Annotated in this window: 12 protein-coding genes; 4 read left to right on the top strand and 8 right to left on the bottom strand. The window is 70.0% G+C overall.

The window, feature by feature from the left end; translation table 11 throughout:
• Positions 1–64: 64 nt before the first annotated feature.
• From ACIBK3_RS31560 to ACIBK3_RS31575, 4 genes are all read right to left on the bottom strand, one after another.
• Positions 65–1,690 carry an ABC transporter substrate-binding protein gene (locus tag ACIBK3_RS31560; protein WP_399370824.1) on the bottom strand — a complete coding sequence of 542 codons (1,626 nt, stop codon included), beginning with the start codon at positions 1,688–1,690 and terminating at the stop codon, positions 65–67.
• A gap of 435 nt (positions 1,691–2,125) precedes the next feature.
• Positions 2,126–3,418 (bottom strand): MFS transporter, encoded by a 1,293-nt coding sequence (locus ACIBK3_RS31565; protein ID WP_399370825.1) that lies wholly within the window; start codon positions 3,416–3,418, stop codon positions 2,126–2,128.
• Entirely contained in the window at positions 3,415–4,689 is a 1,275-nt protein-coding gene (locus tag ACIBK3_RS31570) for an MFS transporter (protein ID WP_399370826.1), read from the bottom strand. Before ACIBK3_RS31570 ends, ACIBK3_RS31565 begins: the two co-directional genes overlap by 4 nt.
• A gap of 1 nt (position 4,690) precedes the next feature.
• Entirely contained in the window at positions 4,691–6,016 is a 1,326-nt protein-coding gene (locus ACIBK3_RS31575; RefSeq protein ID WP_399370827.1) for an NtaA/DmoA family FMN-dependent monooxygenase, read from the bottom strand.
• A gap of 257 nt (positions 6,017–6,273) precedes the next feature.
• Here ACIBK3_RS31575 and ACIBK3_RS31580 point away from each other — a divergent pair, with 257 nt between their 5' ends.
• On the top strand, positions 6,274–6,762 hold the full coding sequence (locus tag ACIBK3_RS31580) for an NADPH-dependent FMN reductase (RefSeq protein WP_399370828.1): 489 nt from the start codon (positions 6,274–6,276) through the stop codon (positions 6,760–6,762).
• A complete protein-coding gene (locus ACIBK3_RS31585) occupies positions 6,759–7,259 on the top strand; it encodes a flavin reductase family protein (RefSeq protein WP_399370829.1) in 501 nt (166 codons plus the stop codon). The genes ACIBK3_RS31580 and ACIBK3_RS31585 overlap by 4 nt, the downstream gene beginning before the upstream one ends.
• A gap of 138 nt (positions 7,260–7,397) precedes the next feature.
• Here ACIBK3_RS31585 and ACIBK3_RS31590 read toward each other — a convergent pair whose 3' ends face one another.
• Positions 7,398–8,696 (bottom strand): MFS transporter, encoded by a 1,299-nt coding sequence (locus tag ACIBK3_RS31590; RefSeq protein WP_399371039.1) that lies wholly within the window; start codon positions 8,694–8,696, stop codon positions 7,398–7,400.
• Positions 8,697–8,857: 161 nt separating this feature from the next.
• On the opposite strand from ACIBK3_RS31590, the gene ACIBK3_RS31595 reads away from it, so the two are divergent.
• Positions 8,858–10,909, top strand: a complete 2,052-nt coding sequence (locus ACIBK3_RS31595; RefSeq protein WP_399370830.1) for a phosphocholine-specific phospholipase C — start codon at positions 8,858–8,860, stop codon at positions 10,907–10,909.
• A 28-nt stretch (positions 10,910–10,937) separates the two neighbouring features.
• Here ACIBK3_RS31595 and ACIBK3_RS31600 read toward each other — a convergent pair whose 3' ends face one another.
• Both ACIBK3_RS31600 and ACIBK3_RS31605 read right to left on the bottom strand, forming a co-directional pair.
• Positions 10,938–11,939 carry a hypothetical protein gene (locus tag ACIBK3_RS31600; protein WP_399370831.1) on the bottom strand — a complete coding sequence of 334 codons (1,002 nt, stop codon included), beginning with the start codon at positions 11,937–11,939 and terminating at the stop codon, positions 10,938–10,940.
• Positions 11,936–12,733, bottom strand: a complete 798-nt coding sequence (locus ACIBK3_RS31605) for a phosphatase PAP2 family protein (RefSeq protein WP_399370832.1) — start codon at positions 12,731–12,733, stop codon at positions 11,936–11,938. Before ACIBK3_RS31605 ends, ACIBK3_RS31600 begins: the two co-directional genes overlap by 4 nt.
• Before the next feature lie 216 nt (positions 12,734–12,949).
• On the opposite strand from ACIBK3_RS31605, the gene ACIBK3_RS31610 reads away from it, so the two are divergent.
• Positions 12,950–13,564 carry a TetR/AcrR family transcriptional regulator C-terminal ligand-binding domain-containing protein gene (locus ACIBK3_RS31610; protein WP_399370833.1) on the top strand — a complete coding sequence of 205 codons (615 nt, stop codon included), beginning with the start codon at positions 12,950–12,952 and terminating at the stop codon, positions 13,562–13,564.
• A gap of 145 nt (positions 13,565–13,709) precedes the next feature.
• Here the strand turns inward: ACIBK3_RS31610 and ACIBK3_RS31615 are convergent, their stop codons facing one another.
• Positions 13,710–14,699: a DUF2510 domain-containing protein gene (locus ACIBK3_RS31615; RefSeq protein WP_399370834.1), complete on the bottom strand. Its 990-nt coding sequence runs from the start codon at positions 14,697–14,699 to the stop codon at positions 13,710–13,712.
• Positions 14,700–14,789 lie beyond the last annotated feature (90 nt).

Consider the following 14,789-nt stretch of genomic DNA (forward strand, 5'->3'; position numbering starts at 1 on the left):
GTCCTCGTGGATCTCTTCGGTCTCCTCGGCGCGGGGCGTCGCCCATGAGCACGCCGCTACCGGCTCACACTCGTTTGATCTTGGCCGGGTTGAAGATGTACGGGAGGTACGAGTCGAGTTCGATCCCGCCGATGTCGGCGTGGGTGACGAAGTTCTGCGGGATCCGGCACAACGGGACCCACAGGGCCTCGTCCGCGATGATCTTGGTGATCTGCAGGTAGACCTTGTTGGTCGCCTCCTCGGTGCCCTTGGTGATCGCCTCGTCCATGAGCGCGTCCACCTTGGGGTTGCCGTACTGGTAGGCGTTGAGGGGCTTCGCGCCGGTGCGCAGGAAGATCCGCAGCGCGGTGTCCAGGTGCAGCGCGTCACCGCCCATCGTCGCCAGCAGCAGGTCGGGCCGTTTGGCGGCCGGCTGGTTGCAGAGGTCGAACCACTCCGCGGAGGGCATCGCCCGGATGGTGATCTCCAGCCCGGTCGCGGCGAGTTGGGTCTGGACCAGTTCGGCCATCTGCTGGGCCGGTGCGCCGTTGGACGACACCCAGGCGAAGTCGACCTTCTTGTCCGACAGCGCGGCGACCTTCTTGGTCAGCGGGCCGAGGTCGACCTTCGGATCGAAGGGTGCGAGCCCTTTGGGGAACATGTCCTCCGGCCAGAAGTTGTCCTGGACCGGGGTGAGCCCCTTGAAGGACGTCTCGACGGCCGTGGCGCGGTCGAGGGCGGTCATCATCGCCTGACGCAGGGACTTGTCCTTGAACATGCCCGCGCCGGGGTTCATGTAGAGCGACATCATCGAAGCGCCGAGGTTCGTGACGACCGAGAACTTCTTGTTCTTCCGGTAGCTGAGCACGTCGGCGATGGCGAACCCATGGCTGACCAGGTTGAACGCACCTTGGTCCAACTGGAGCTTCTGGGTCGCGATCTCGGGGGTGATCTGGATCCGGATCGTCTTGAAATACGGTTGATCGCCCCAATAACCGTCGAATCTCTCCAGGGTGTAGTGGCTGCCCGGCACGAACTCCTTCATGACGTACGGGCCGGTGCCCGCGTCGTGGGTCTTGAGCCACGTCTGGGCAAGGTCCCCGCCCACCGCGTTCTTGGCGACCGCCGTCGGGCTGGTCACCAGCATCTTCCACGGGCAGGCCGCGTAGTGGAGGAAGGCGTTGTTGGGCTCCTTGAGCTTGATGACGAGGGTGGTCGCGTCCTTCGCCTCGGCCTTCGCGATCCCCGTCACCATGTAGGCGGGCCCCTGCTTGACCGCCGCCCGGCGCTTGAAGCTCTTCAGCCACGCGTCCGCGTCGGCGGGTGTCCCGTCGTGGAACTTGACGTCCGGCTTCAGCTTGAAGGTGTAGGTCAGCTGGTCGTCGGAGACCGTCCAGGAATCCGCCAGTTGCGGGATGATTTCGGACGTACCGGACTTGTAGGTGACGAGGCCGTCGTAACAGGCGTCCATGACCTCCACACCCTCACCCTCGTACATGATGTCGGGGTCGGGGACCTGCATGTCCTGCAGGAACGGCATGGTCAGGGTGAGGTTGCCCGCGCCGTCCTCGCTGGCCCCCTGGCCACACGCCTCGAGCAGGCTCAGCAGGCTGACGCTGCCGAACGTGATGCCGGCCGCCTTGAGCAGGCTGCGACGGCTCAGCCCGGGTCTTGGCTCAGAATCGGGCTGATGTTCGATCTTGGTGGGCAAGGTCGCCTCCTACGGCGGGGTCTCACAGAGCAACGTGGTCAGTGCGGTGAGGAAGGAGGCGAGGCGTTCGGCTCGTCTCCACGCTGATGGCCAGATCAAAGCGGCGATGTGTGACACCGCAGCGTCGTCACGGTGGCTTTCCTATTGCGCCTGGTTCGTGACGGATACGGTTTTGGTCACGGTGCCGCCGATGCCATGGGGGTGCTCGGCGGGCCGGGGGTGGGCGTCACGCCGCGGACTCGGGTACATCGCCCGCGCCGGCCGGCAATCGCACCGGCTGCCGGCCGTGCGCGCCGCCCGTACCGGTCGGCTGTCGTACCGGCTGCCAACCGTTACCGGATGCGGCGAGCGCCGTCGTCAGCGCCGTCGCCGTACGGCCTCCGCCCGCACGTCGGACCGCGCTCCGGACTGGCGGCCGGTGCGACCGAGATGCGCTCAGGCCCCGGCGGACGGGCGCAGCTCGGTCTCCGGGGCGGCTGACAGCAGGTCCCGCAGGCGCAGCACGACGGTCAGCACCGCGGCCATCCCGACCAGGGACGACAGCGTCAGGGCGTTCCTGGTACCGAGCAGCTCGGCACCCGCTCCGATCGCCACCATGCCGATCGGCATCGCCCCGATCGCGGTGCTGAGCACCCCGAGGGCGACGCCGCGCTCGGTGTCGTGGGCGGACTCGATCGCGAGGAGACTCTGCATGGACCCGAACGCGGCCTGCCCCATTCCGGCCACGAACAGCGCGAGGAACGCGAGTTCGAACACGGGCGCGGTGGAGAAGCAGAACAGGCCGACCAGAGCGACCATCGAGCCGACCGCGAAGACCAGCCCGCGCCGCAGCAGAGGCCGGGTGCTCAGGACGATTCCGCACAGGATCTGGCCGCCGCCCGCCGCGGCCCCCAGGGCGCCGGCGAGCACGGCGTCGTCGGAGAACTCATGGGCCACGAGAGGGACCAGCGGGATGTAGCCGAACATGAACAGGTTCATCGCCACGGTCACCCCCAAAGTGGCCATCAGGCGCCTGCTGCGCCGGGCGAGCCGGACGCTGGCGACGGCCTGCGCGGCGATCGACACGCGCGTGCCGGGGTCGCGCACGGTGGCGTAGCGAGGAGCGGGGACCAGCCGCAGCAAGGCCGCCGAGACGCACAGCAGCACGCCCATCCCGGCGAATCCCGCCCCCAGACCGACGGTGTCGATGAGCGCACCGCCGGCGAGCGTGCCGAACATGGCCGACCCCGCCTGGGCGGTGGCCTCGATCGTCATCGCCTGGCCGGCGAGACGCGGACCGACGGTCTCGTAGATGAGGGGGCGCTGCGCCGTCATGTTCACCAATCCGCCGATTCCCAGCGCGAACATGAAGGGGAAGGTCATCCACACCTCGACCCGGCCGGACTGGACCAGGGCGAACATCGTGAACTGGACCGGGATCAGCACCAGTTGGACGCGGCGGATGAGCTTGCGGCGGTCCAGTCGGTCGCTGATCACCCCGGCCACGAAGCCACCGACGAGCATCGGGGCGAAAACGAGCGCGCCGACGACCTGGTTGAGGATGGGCGAACCGGCCATCTGGGCCAGCAGGTAGCTCACGGTGAACAGGCCACCCCACCGCGTGGTGTGCCAGACGAGGGAGCTGACGCAGAGGTAGCGGTAGCCGGGGACCTGGAACAGTGCCCGCAGCGAGGACGACGGCTCGGGGCCGGCCGGGTGGGGAGCGGATCGGGCTTCTTCTGTGGTCATCCGGCGTCCACCGCTGTCTTCTCCCTTCGTCGCTGACCGGACACCCCGAGGAGGATCAGCCCGCTCAGAACCGTGGAGCCCAGCGCGAGGGCGGAGAACCCGACCCAGCTGAGCAGGAAACCGCACAGGACCCCGGCAGCTCCGCCGGAGACGGCGGTGAGGAAGTCCACCGCGCCCTGGACCTGCACCCGGTCACCGGAGGTGATCGTGTCCACCAGAAGCGTCGAGGCACCGATGAAGACGAACGCCCACCCCAGCCCCACGGTGAACATCGAGACGAACATCAAGGGGACACTGTGCGGCACCGTCCCGCTGCAACCGGCGAGGACGAGCACGAGCGCGCCGGCGCGCATCGTCGCCAGCCGCCCGACCCGGTCCGCGAAGCGGCCGACGAGCGGGCTGAAGGCGAACATGCCGGCCATGTGGGCCGAGACCACGAAGGGAATGATCATCTCGTGCTGGTGCGTCTTCATCTCGATCGGGGACATGGCCATCACGCCGACCATCACCGCCTGGGCGACCACCATGGACAGCAGAGCCAGCCGGGCCGCGGGCTCCCTGGCGACCACCCGCAGGGACTCGGTGACGCGGATCGCCGGGGCGGCGACGGTCACGGCATTGCCCTCCGCCCAGACGGTCAGCGGGTCGGGGCGCAGCCGTACCCCCACGTTGACCATCGCGCAGAGGAAGAAGAACGAGCTCAGGAGCCAGGGACCGGCGTACTTCTCGAGCCCGAACACGGACTGGCCGAGTGCCTCGGCCGGTCCGACGAGGGTCGGTCCGAAGATCGCACCGAAGGTGGCCGAGAACAGGATCCGGCCCATCGCCCGGCTCCGCTGGTCCGGCTCGGCCAGGTCGGTCGCCGCGTACCGGGCGAGCAGGTTGGTGGCCGAGCCGGCACCGTACAGCAGCAGGCCGCACAGAAAGACCGCGAGGGACGACAACTGCACGCCCGCACACGCGACCAGACCTCCCGAGGCGGCGAACGCGTAACCCAGCTGCATGCCGACCCGTCGTCCGCGGCGGGCCATGACCCGGGCGAGGATCTGCGCCATGGCTCCGGAGCCGGCGGTGACGGCCGCGGTCGACAGACCCACCCACGGAGTGGCGACACCGATGATGTCCTCCACCACGAAGCCGCCGATCGTGACGGCAGCGCCGAGCGCTCCGGCGCCCACCACCTGTCCCAGGGTGAGCACCCGCAGGCTTCTGCGCTGGATCTGGGCGCGCTCGACCGAGGACCGTGGCACCTCGCGGGGCGGCGAGGTCACCTCAGAACTCGAGCAGGTTGTCGCGGAACATCTCGTAGGAGTACGACGTCCGTGTCAGCCCGCGCTTCTGCAGCTCGGGTACGAGCCCGTCGCAGACCTCGCTGATGGAGCGCCGCGTCAGGACGTCCTGGGTGAGCAGGAACCCGTCGCCGCCCACCGTGGCCATGACGTCCCCCATCTGGTCGGCGACCTCGGACGGCGTCCCCAACAGCTCGACGCGCTGCCCGGCGCTGGTGGACGACTGGGCGGCGACCTCGCGCAGCGTGCGGTCCCCGTTCTGGGTGACGAACTGCTGCAGCGAGCTCTGGTGGCCGTTGGTCACCAGCTGGGACGCCAGGTCCTTGACGGGGGTGTCCAGGTCGAACACGGAGAAGTCGATGTCGGTCGCGTAGCCCATCCCGGCAAGGCGGGTCACCGGGTTGGCCGCCGCCTCCTCCTGGGCGAGCCGGCGGCGGTCCTCGGCCGCCTGATGGGTCTCGCCCAGCACCGGCGACACCAGGAACAGCACCTTCACGGAGTCCGGGTCGCGTCCGTGCGCCTCGGCACGGGACCGGACGTCGTCGCGGTACTCCTTCATCTGCTCGACCGTGGTCGCCGAGGCGATGATCGAGTCGGCGTACTTCGAGGCGAAGGCACGGCCCTTGGGCGAGCCGCCCGCCTGCACGATGACCGATCTGCCCTGCGGGGAGCGGGCCGAGTTGATGGGGCCCCGCGACTTGTAGAACGTCCCCTTGAAGTCCACCGGGTGGACCTTGGCCGGGTCGGCGAAGATCCCGTCCTGGTCGACCACCATGGAACCCGGCTCCCAGGACTCCCAGAGCCTGACGACCAGTTCCGCGAACTCCTCGGCCATGTCGTAGCGGACGTCGTGGTCCGGCTGGGCGTCGTGGCCGTAGTTCTGCGCCGCCCGGTCCGAGCTGGCGGTGACCATGTTCCACCCGGCCCGGCCACGGGAGACATGGTCCATCGTCGAGACGAGTCGTGCCAGCAGGTACGGGGGGTACTCGGTGATCGCCAGGGTCGCGACGATCCCCAGGCGCGAGGTGTTCTGGGTGAGGATCGACGCCAGGACCGACGGGTCGAACTTGGGCACCGCGTACGCGTTCTCCAGGTAGAAGTCGTGCTTGCCCTGCCAGGCGTCGGGCACGAACGACGAGTCCTCGAGGATGAAGTAGTCGAAGCACGCCCGTTCCAGGGAGCGCGCCATGTCGACGTAGAAGTCCGGCAGCATCCCCTCGGACTTGTGGGTGCCGATCCACTGGTCCCGCCAGCCGTGCACGCGGTAGCCGTTCATGAACCAGCCCAGGTGGAACTTCTTGGCTTGCAACCCGGCCTCCCGTTCTCTGCCGTTCTCTGCCTGCGACGACGGCGTCAGGTCCTGCCGCCGGCCTTGTCGCTGGAAGCTAGCCAGGCAGAGTGTCACCGGCGGATCATGACCGTTCCGCGCCCATTGCGCCGTCCGGGCGGTTCCGTCCACGAGGGGGCAGCGGCGCAATGGAAGCTTTACTGCGCACACCTGACCGGGAAATCCGCCGCTCCTTCACTGACGGGGTCAGCATCCGTCCGCTGCTATGGAGGACTCATATGACGGTCGTTGTCGTCGGTAATCCCAAGCCGATGTCGCGTACCCGAGCTGCCGCCGAGCTGATCGCCCGGGAACTCAGCGGGAGCGCGCCGTCCGCGGTTGTCGACGTGGTGGATCTCGGGGCAGGCCTGCTCGGCTGGGGTGACCCCAAGGTGGCCGAGGCCAAGGCCACGGTGCTGGCCGCCGACTCGCTCGTGGTGGCGTCACCTACGTTCAAGGCCACCTACACGGGTCTCCTCAAGCTGTTTCTCGACCAGTTCGGGCAGGGCGAGCTCGGCGGGATCCCGACGTTCCCGGTGATGCTCGGGGCCGGACTCCAGCACGCGCTCGCCCCTGAGCTGACCCTGCGTCCCGTACTGGTGGAGATCGGAGCCAGTTGTCCGGCGCCGAGCCTCTATCTGATCGACTCGGAGTACGCGACCTCGCCGGACCTGGCCGTCTGGCTCGAGTCGGCCAGGAAGTACGTCCCGACGGCGGTGACACCATGATCCGGGCATCCGACCTGCGGTTCGACGACGGTCTGCTCCGGCAGGCGTTCGGCTGCTTCCCCAGTGGCGTGACCGCCTTCTGCGGGATGGTGGACGGCGCCCCGGAGGGGATGGCCGCCAGCTCGTTCACCTCCGTCTCGCTGGATCCGGCCCTGGTGTCCGTCTGCGTGGCGAACACGTCCTCCACCTGGCCACGGCTGGCCGAGCTACCTCACCTGGGGCTGAGTGTGCTGGCCGGCGAGCACCGTTCGGTGGCGCGTTCGCTCGCGTCCAAGAACGGTCAGCGCTTCGCCGAGGTCGACTGGGTCGCCACCGACGCCGGTGCGGTCTTCGTGCACGGCGCCACGCTGTGGCTCGAGTGCTCCATCTACGAGGTCGTCGAGGCGGGCGATCACGCGATCGTGCTGCTGAAGATCGAGGCACTCGACATGTATCCCGATGTCCCTCCGATGGTCTTCCACCGCAGCGGCTTCCACGAACTCGCGTCGAGTGCGTGACAGGTGAGCGCGCGTCGAGCGCGTGAAAAGTGAGCTCACGTCGAGCGCGAGAAACAACGGGGCCGCCGATCCGAATGCTCGGATCGGCGGCCCCGTTCGTGCTCCCGTTCGTGCTCCCGTTCGTGCTCCCGCGCGGGTTCACCGGTCGAGCTCCTTGTGGGCGGTTTCGGGCAGCCGCAGGTACACCAGCGAGGACAGCAGGCACAGGGCGGCCACGTACCAGGGGAAGAGCCCGGAGTGGCCCGACTCCTTGAAGAGCGTGCCGACGTACGGGGCCGTCCCGCCGAACAGTGCGACCGTCAGGGAGTAGGGGAATCCGATGCCGGCCGCCCGCACCCGGGGCGGGAAGACCTCGGCGTTGACGGCCGCGCTGATCGACGTGAAGCCGGTCAGCAGGACCATGCCCGCGCACTGCACCAGCAGCAGCACCGCGAACGAGTCGCGCAGGGCGTGCAGCAGCGGCACGCTGAGCAGGGCGAAGCCGAGGCCGAAGAAGAGGAGTGGGGGGCGGCGGCCGAAGCGGTCGGAGAGCAGTCCGCCGAGCGGCTGGAGCAGGCCGAAGAAGGCGAGCGAGATCGTGCCCGCGAGCAGGGCGTCGGACTTGTCGACGCCGGCGTTGAGTTCGGCGTAGGTCGGCAGGTACGACGTCCACGTGTAGTACGCGATCGTGCCGCCCGCCGTGATGCCGCAGATGAGGAGGGACTCGCGGGGGTGGCGGCGCAGCGCCTCGAACAGGCCGGGACGCGGTGCCTGTCGCTGCTCGGCGCTCCTCGTCTCCTGCGCGCCCTGCCGGATCCAGAACCCGACCAGGCTGAGGACGGCCCCGAACACGAAGGGCAGCCGCCAGCCCCAGCTGTTCATCTGCCCGTCGCCGAGCGTGTCCACGAGCAGGGTGGCGATCCCTGAGGCGACGAGCTGCCCGGCCGTCGTCGACACGTACTGGAAGCTGGAGAACAGCCCGCGCCGGCCGGGTCCCGCCGACTCCACCAGGAACGTCGTCGAGGCGGCGAACTCCCCGCCCACGGACAGGCCCTGGAGCAGCCGCGCGAGGACGAGCACCACGGGAGCGAGGACGCCGACCGCCGCGTACGTCGGGGTCAGCCCGACCAGCAGACTGCTGCCGCCCATCAGCAGGATGGTGACCGTGAGCGCGGCGCGCCGTCCGTGCCGGTCCGCGATCGTGCCCATCAGCAGTCCGCCGACCGGCCGCATGAAGAAGCCCACCGCGAACACCGCGAACGTCGACAGCAGCGGCACCAGCGAGTTGTCCGCGCTCTTCGGGAAGACCTCGGTGGCGATGTAGGTGGCCAGGAAGGTGTAGGCGTACCAGTCGTACCACTCCACGGCGTTGCCCACGGAGGCCGCCAGCAGCTGGCGGACGGGCCGTTTCGTCGGGGTGGACGACGACGTGTGCGTCTCTGTCATGATCGCGACCATCCCCCGCTGCGGCGTCCCCACACCTCCCGTACCGACGACTTTCACATCAGCGCCACCACACCCTTCCCTGACGTTTGGTGCTCTTGGAACACTCGCACCGCACGCATTCCGTCATCCCGTCATGTTCCGGCCATCCGCCCCCTGGATGAGAGGCACCACCCATGCCCGAGGTCAACCGGCGCAGATTCATGCAACTCGCGGGCGCCACGACGGCGTTCACCGCGCTGTCGAACAGCATCCAGCGCGCCGCCGCGCTCCCGGCGAACCACCGTACGGGGAGCATCGAGGACGTCGAGCACATCGTCGTCCTGATGCAGGAGAATCGTTCTTTCGACCACTACTTCGGTGCGCTGCGCGGCGTCAGGGGCTTCGGCGACCCGCGCCCGGTGACCCTCCCGAACGGCAGGACGGTCTGGCACCAGTCCGACGGCACCAAGGACGTCCTGCCCTTCCACCCCGACGCCGACGACCTGGGCATGGCCTTCCTCCAGGACCTCCCGCACGGCTGGAACGACGGACACGCCGCCTTCAACGGGGGCACGTACGACAAGTGGGTGCCCACCAAGTCGTCGACGACGATGGCGTATCTCACCCGCGACGACATCCCGTTCCACTACGCGCTCGCCGACTCGTTCACCATCTGCGACGCCTACCACTGCTCGTTCATCGGCTCCACCGACCCGAACCGCTACTACATGTGGACGGGCTACACCGGCAACGACGGCCAGGGCGGCGGCCCGGTCCTCGGCAACGACGAGGTCGGCTACGGCTGGACGACCTACCCCGAGCGCCTGGAGAAGGCCGGGGTCTCCTGGAAGATCTACCAGGACGTCGGCGACGGCCTCGACGCGAACGGCTCCTGGGGCTGGATCAACGACGCCTACCGGGGCAACTACGGCGACAACTCGCTGCTCTACTTCAACCAGTACCGGAACGCCAAGCCGGGCGACCCGCTGTACGACAAGGCCCGCACCGGCACCGACTACACCAAGGGCGAGGGCTACTTCGACCAGCTCAAGGCCGACGTCCTGGGCGGGAAGCTGCCGCAGATCTCCTGGATCGTCGCCCCCGAGGCCTTCACCGAGCATCCCAACTGGCCCGCGAACTACGGCGCCTGGTACGTCGCCCAGGTCCTGGACGCGCTCACCGCCGACCCGGAGGTGTGGGCGAAGACGGCCCTGTTCATCACCTACGACGAGAACGACGGCTTCTTCGACCACCTGGTCCCGCCGTTCCCGCCGGCCTCGGCCGCGCAGGGCAAGTCGACGGTCGATACGGGCCCGGACCTTTTCAAGGGGGACAGCGGCCATGTCGCCGGCCCGTACGGGCTCGGCCAGCGAGTGCCGATGCTCGTCGTCTCGCCGTGGAGCAAGGGCGGGTTCGTCTGCTCCGAGACACTCGACCACACCTCGATCATCCGGTTCATGGAGCGCCGCTTCGGAGTGCACGAGCCCAACATCTCGCCCTGGCGGCGGGCTGTCTGCGGTGACCTGACCGCCGCGTTCGACTTCTCCCGGAGGGACATCAAGCCCGTCGCCCTGCCGGACACCGACGGCTACGAGCCGCCGGACCGCGACCGCCACCCCGACTACGTGCCGACCCCGCCGGCCAAGGCGGTCCTGCCCAGGCAGGAACGCGGCCTGCGCCCCGCCCGCCCGCTCAAGTACGCGCCGCGCGTGGACGGTTCGGCGGATACGGCGAACGGGAAGTTCACCCTCACCTTCGCCTCCGGCGCCAAGGCCGGTGCCGCGTTCCTGGTCACCTCCGGCAACCGCACCGACGGCCCCTGGAGCTACACCACCGAGGCCGGCAAGAGTGTTTCGGACACCTGGAACTCGGCGTACTCGAAGGGGTCGTACGACCTGAGCGTGCACGGTCCCAACGGTTTCCTGCGCGTCTTCAAGGGGCCGAACAAGACCGCCGGCCCCGAGGTCACCGCACGGCACACCGGCGACGACGTCGAGCTGACCTTCACCAACAAGGGCCGTGGCACTGCCCGGTTGAAGGTCGCCGACGGATACGGCCGCCCGGCCAGGACCTTCACCGTGCGGGCCGGCGCCACCGTGAAGCACACCTTCGACCTCACGGCGAGCAGGCGCTGGTACGACCTGACCGTCACCTCCGAGGCCGACCCGGCCTTTGTGCGGCGGTTCGCCGGACACGTCGAGAACGGGCGCCCCGGAGTCAGCGATCCGGCCGTCACGACGGAGTGATCAGAGCACCGTGATCAGTGCGAAGTGATCAGTGCGATGTGAGGTGTCCCGGCTTCTTCTGCCGGGGGACCAGCGCCGGTTCGGTCGTCGCGGTGGAGGGCTCCAGTGCCAGGACCGCGGCGACCGGGTGGTCGTCGTCCGCGATGGCGGCCGCCACCGCGTGGTCGTCGGCCGCCATGGCCGCTGCCAGGCGGTCGTCGTCCGCGGCGGTGTGCGGGGTCGCCCGGGTGAGCAGGAGCACGCCCCAGGACGCCAGTCCCGCTCCCGCCAGGGCGAGGAGCACGCCGGCCGCGCCGCCCTGCAGGCGCTCGCCGAGCAGGGCCAGTCCGATCGCCGCCGCGGCCACCGGGTTGGCCAGGGTCACCACCGCGAGCGGGGCGCCGAGGCCGTCCCGGTAGGCGGTCTGGGACAGCAGCAGTCCGCCGGTCGCGAAGGCCGCGACGAGCAGTGCCACCCCGATCACCTGCACGCTGAGCAGCGGGCCGGAGCGGTCCGTCGCGGCCACCGTGACGGTCTGGGTGAGGGCCGAGGCGACACCGGAGGCGAAGCCGGACGCGGTCGCGTGCCGCAGCCCCGGGCGCGCACCCCGCCGCGCCAGCAGGCCGATCAGGGTCGCGGTCACGCCCGCGACCGCCAGCGCCTCGGGCGTGCTCAGCACCTGCTCCGGGGCGGGCCCGGACGCGGCGACCAGGATCGCGGCCAGTCCGAGCAGGGTGAACGCGGTACCCCGCCACTCCACCGCGCTGACCCGGCGTCCCGCCATCCGCGCGCCCAGCGGCACCGCCGCGACCAGGGTGAGCGCGCCGAGCGGCTGGACCACCGTCAGCGGACCGTACGTGAGGGCGACGACGTGCAGCAGCGCGGCCGACGCGTTCAGTCCGACCGACCACCACCAGGCACCCGAGCCGAGCAGCCGCAGCAGGCCAGAACCCGGGTTGCGGGCGGCGAGGCGTTCCTGGGCGACCGCCGCGGCCGCGTAGGCGACGGCGGAGAACAGGGACAGGACGACGGCGAGCAGTGTGGCGTTCATCGGCCCGCTCCGACCAGGGCGCTCTCGTCGACCGGTACGAGCGTGTCCCGGGCGCGTCCGGCCGTGGTCACCGTCCGGTGCGGGAGGTGGATCACCGTGAGGACGAGCCCCAGAATCGCGCCCGCCACGATCGCGTCGAGCCAGTAGTGATTCGCCGTTCCGACGATCACCAGCAGGGTCACCACAGGGTGCAGCAGCCACAGCCAGCGCCAGCGGGACCGGGTCGCCACGATCAGGCCGATCGCGACCATCAGGGCCCAGCCGAAGTGCAGTGAGGGCATCGCCGCGAACTGGTTGGAGAGGTGGTCGGTCTGCGGCGGGCCGTACACCGAGGGCCCGTACACCCGGGCGGTGTCCACCAGGCCGGCCTCGGCCAGCATGCGCGGCGGGGCCAGCGGGAACACCAGGTGCACCAGCAGCGCGGCGGCCGTGAGCGCGGCCAGGACCCGGCGGGCCCACACGTAGTGCGCCGGGCGGCGCAGATAGAGCCAGACCAGGAAGCCCAGGGTGGCCGGGAAGTGGACCGTCGCGTAGTAGGTGTTCGCGATGCGTATGAGCGTGTCGCTGTGCAGCAACAGGGACTGGACCGAGCCCTCGCCGGGCAGATGGACGGCCGGCTCCCAGTCCCACACGCGGTGGGCGTTGCGGAGCGCCTCGGCGGTGTGGCCCGCCGCCAGTTGCCGGCCGAACTTGTAGACGAGGAAGAGCCCTACGACAAGGAGGAGCTCACGGACGAGCGGCGGGCGCGCTGTCGCGCTCGGTGCCGCTTCTGAAGGCTCGGTGCGGGCATTCATCCCCCGGCCCTTTCGCTGGCGGTGGTGGTGCGTGTGCTGGTGCCGGACGCATGGGTGACTCGTCCGGCACCGGAACTCATCGATACGGGTGCGTACCGAAACGCCAGTGTACCGATACGGTCGGGTACCGGTACACTGACGTATCGATTGACGTACGACACATTCGGACGACACTGGATGCGGGCCTTGGGCCGCCGAACCGAGCGAGGAGAGCAGATGACGTCGCAGGCCGCGGACGGACCGGAGACGGTCGCCGCCTCGCGCCGCTCCAAGATCACGCCCGAGCGTGAGCGGGAGTTCTTCGACGCCGTCCTCGAACAGGTCCGCGAATGCGGATACGACTCCGTGACCATGGAGGGCGTCGCCGCCAGCACCCGCTGCAGCAAGTCCACGCTCTACCGGCAATGGCGGACCAAACCCCAGTTCGTGGCGGCCGCCCTGCGCGCCAGCCGGCGGGTGCGCTTCGCCGGCATCGACTCCGGTTCACTCGCCGAGGACCTGCGCCAGGCCGCGCGGGCCGCGGGCGCCTGGTCCACCAAGGACACCAAGCTGGTCCAGGCGCTCGGCCATGCCGTCACCCAGGACGCGGAACTCGCCTGCGCGCTGCGTGAGGCGCTCGTCGAGCCGGAGATCGCCGCGCTCCAGGAGATCCTGCGCCGCGGCGTCGAACGCGGCGAGGTTCCCGCCGACCATCCGGCGCTTGCGTACATCCCGGCGCAGATGTTCGGCGTCATGCGCGTCCGGCCCGTCCTGGAGGGAAAGGACGCGGACCCGGACTACCTGGTCTGCTTCGTGGAGGCCGCGGTGCTGCCCGCGCTGGGCCTGACCTGAGACCGGGCCGCCGTCCATGGGATGACTGGACGGTGACCTGTTCGCGCCGCACCGTGGGGACGGGGGCGGCGCGCACCCCCCGGCCGGGTGGGGTTCCTCTTGAGCGGAGAGGCGCCCCACCCGGCCGCCGCGTGTCCCGGCCCGGTCAGACGTTCTGGCCGCTGCCGCCGCCCTTCGACACCTTGATGCCCTTGGTGATGTCGTCGAGGACGGACTCCGTCTGATCGACGTCGACGCCGAAGCGGACGACGACCATCTGCTGGGGGTTCGCGGGGGAGGGGAAGGCCAGCGACTGGACGAGCCCGTCGGAGCCCTTGCTGGTGACCGCCTTCCAGCGCACCAGGTAGCCCTTCTGCCCGGCCACGGTCACCGCCTCGGACGCCAGCACGTCGTGCGAGGTGATCTCGCCGTAGCCCGTGCCGTAGGACTGTGCGGCGTTGGCCGCGATGTCCGCCTTCGCCACCTCCTCGGCCGTGATCCCCTTGGTCCGGAGCGCCAGCGCGGGCGCCGAGAACGCGCCGCCCTTCGTGCACTTCTGGGTGGGCTCGCCGGGGCAGTCGTAGGAGTCGTTCGAGGAGACCTGCGCGCCCGCCGGGAGCTGCTGGCCGTACCAGCCGTCCGGGATCGGCAGGCTGATCCCGTCGATCGCGTCGGTCACCGAACCGCTCTCGATCTTCGGCGCCTCGGACTGGCCGGGCGAGGGCGACCCGTTCGGATCCGGCGACTGACCGCCCGGACCGCCCGACCCGCCGCCGAACGGCCCGCCCCGGCCGCCCTGACCACCCGGTCCCGGCTGCGAGCCGGCCGTGTTGCCGTTGCCGCCGTCACCGTTGGACAGCGCGTACACGCCCACGCCTATGCAGGCGAGGACCACGACGGCGACCCCTACGGCGATGCCGTTGCGCAGCCCGCGCCGCGGACCGGCCGGCGGCTGCGCCGGGTACGCCGGATAGCCCGGATGCGCGGGATACGGTCCGGCGGCCGGGGCCTGCGCCGGCGGACCCCATGCGGCGGTCGATCCCGCGGGGCGGGTCTGGTCCGTCCACGCCTTACCGTCCCACCAGCGTTCGGTGGCGGGAGCGTCATCTGTCTGCCCGGGGTCGGGATACCAGCCGGGAGGAGTCACCTGCGTCATGTCCCCACCGTATGAGCACTCGGTGAAAGAGACATGAGAGGGCCCCGGACCGCGTGCCCCGACCCGCTCGTCCCGGTCCGCGCCGCACCG

Source organism: Streptomyces sp. NPDC050287 (assembly GCF_044459385.1).
Taxonomy (GTDB): domain Bacteria; phylum Actinomycetota; class Actinomycetes; order Streptomycetales; family Streptomycetaceae; genus Streptomyces.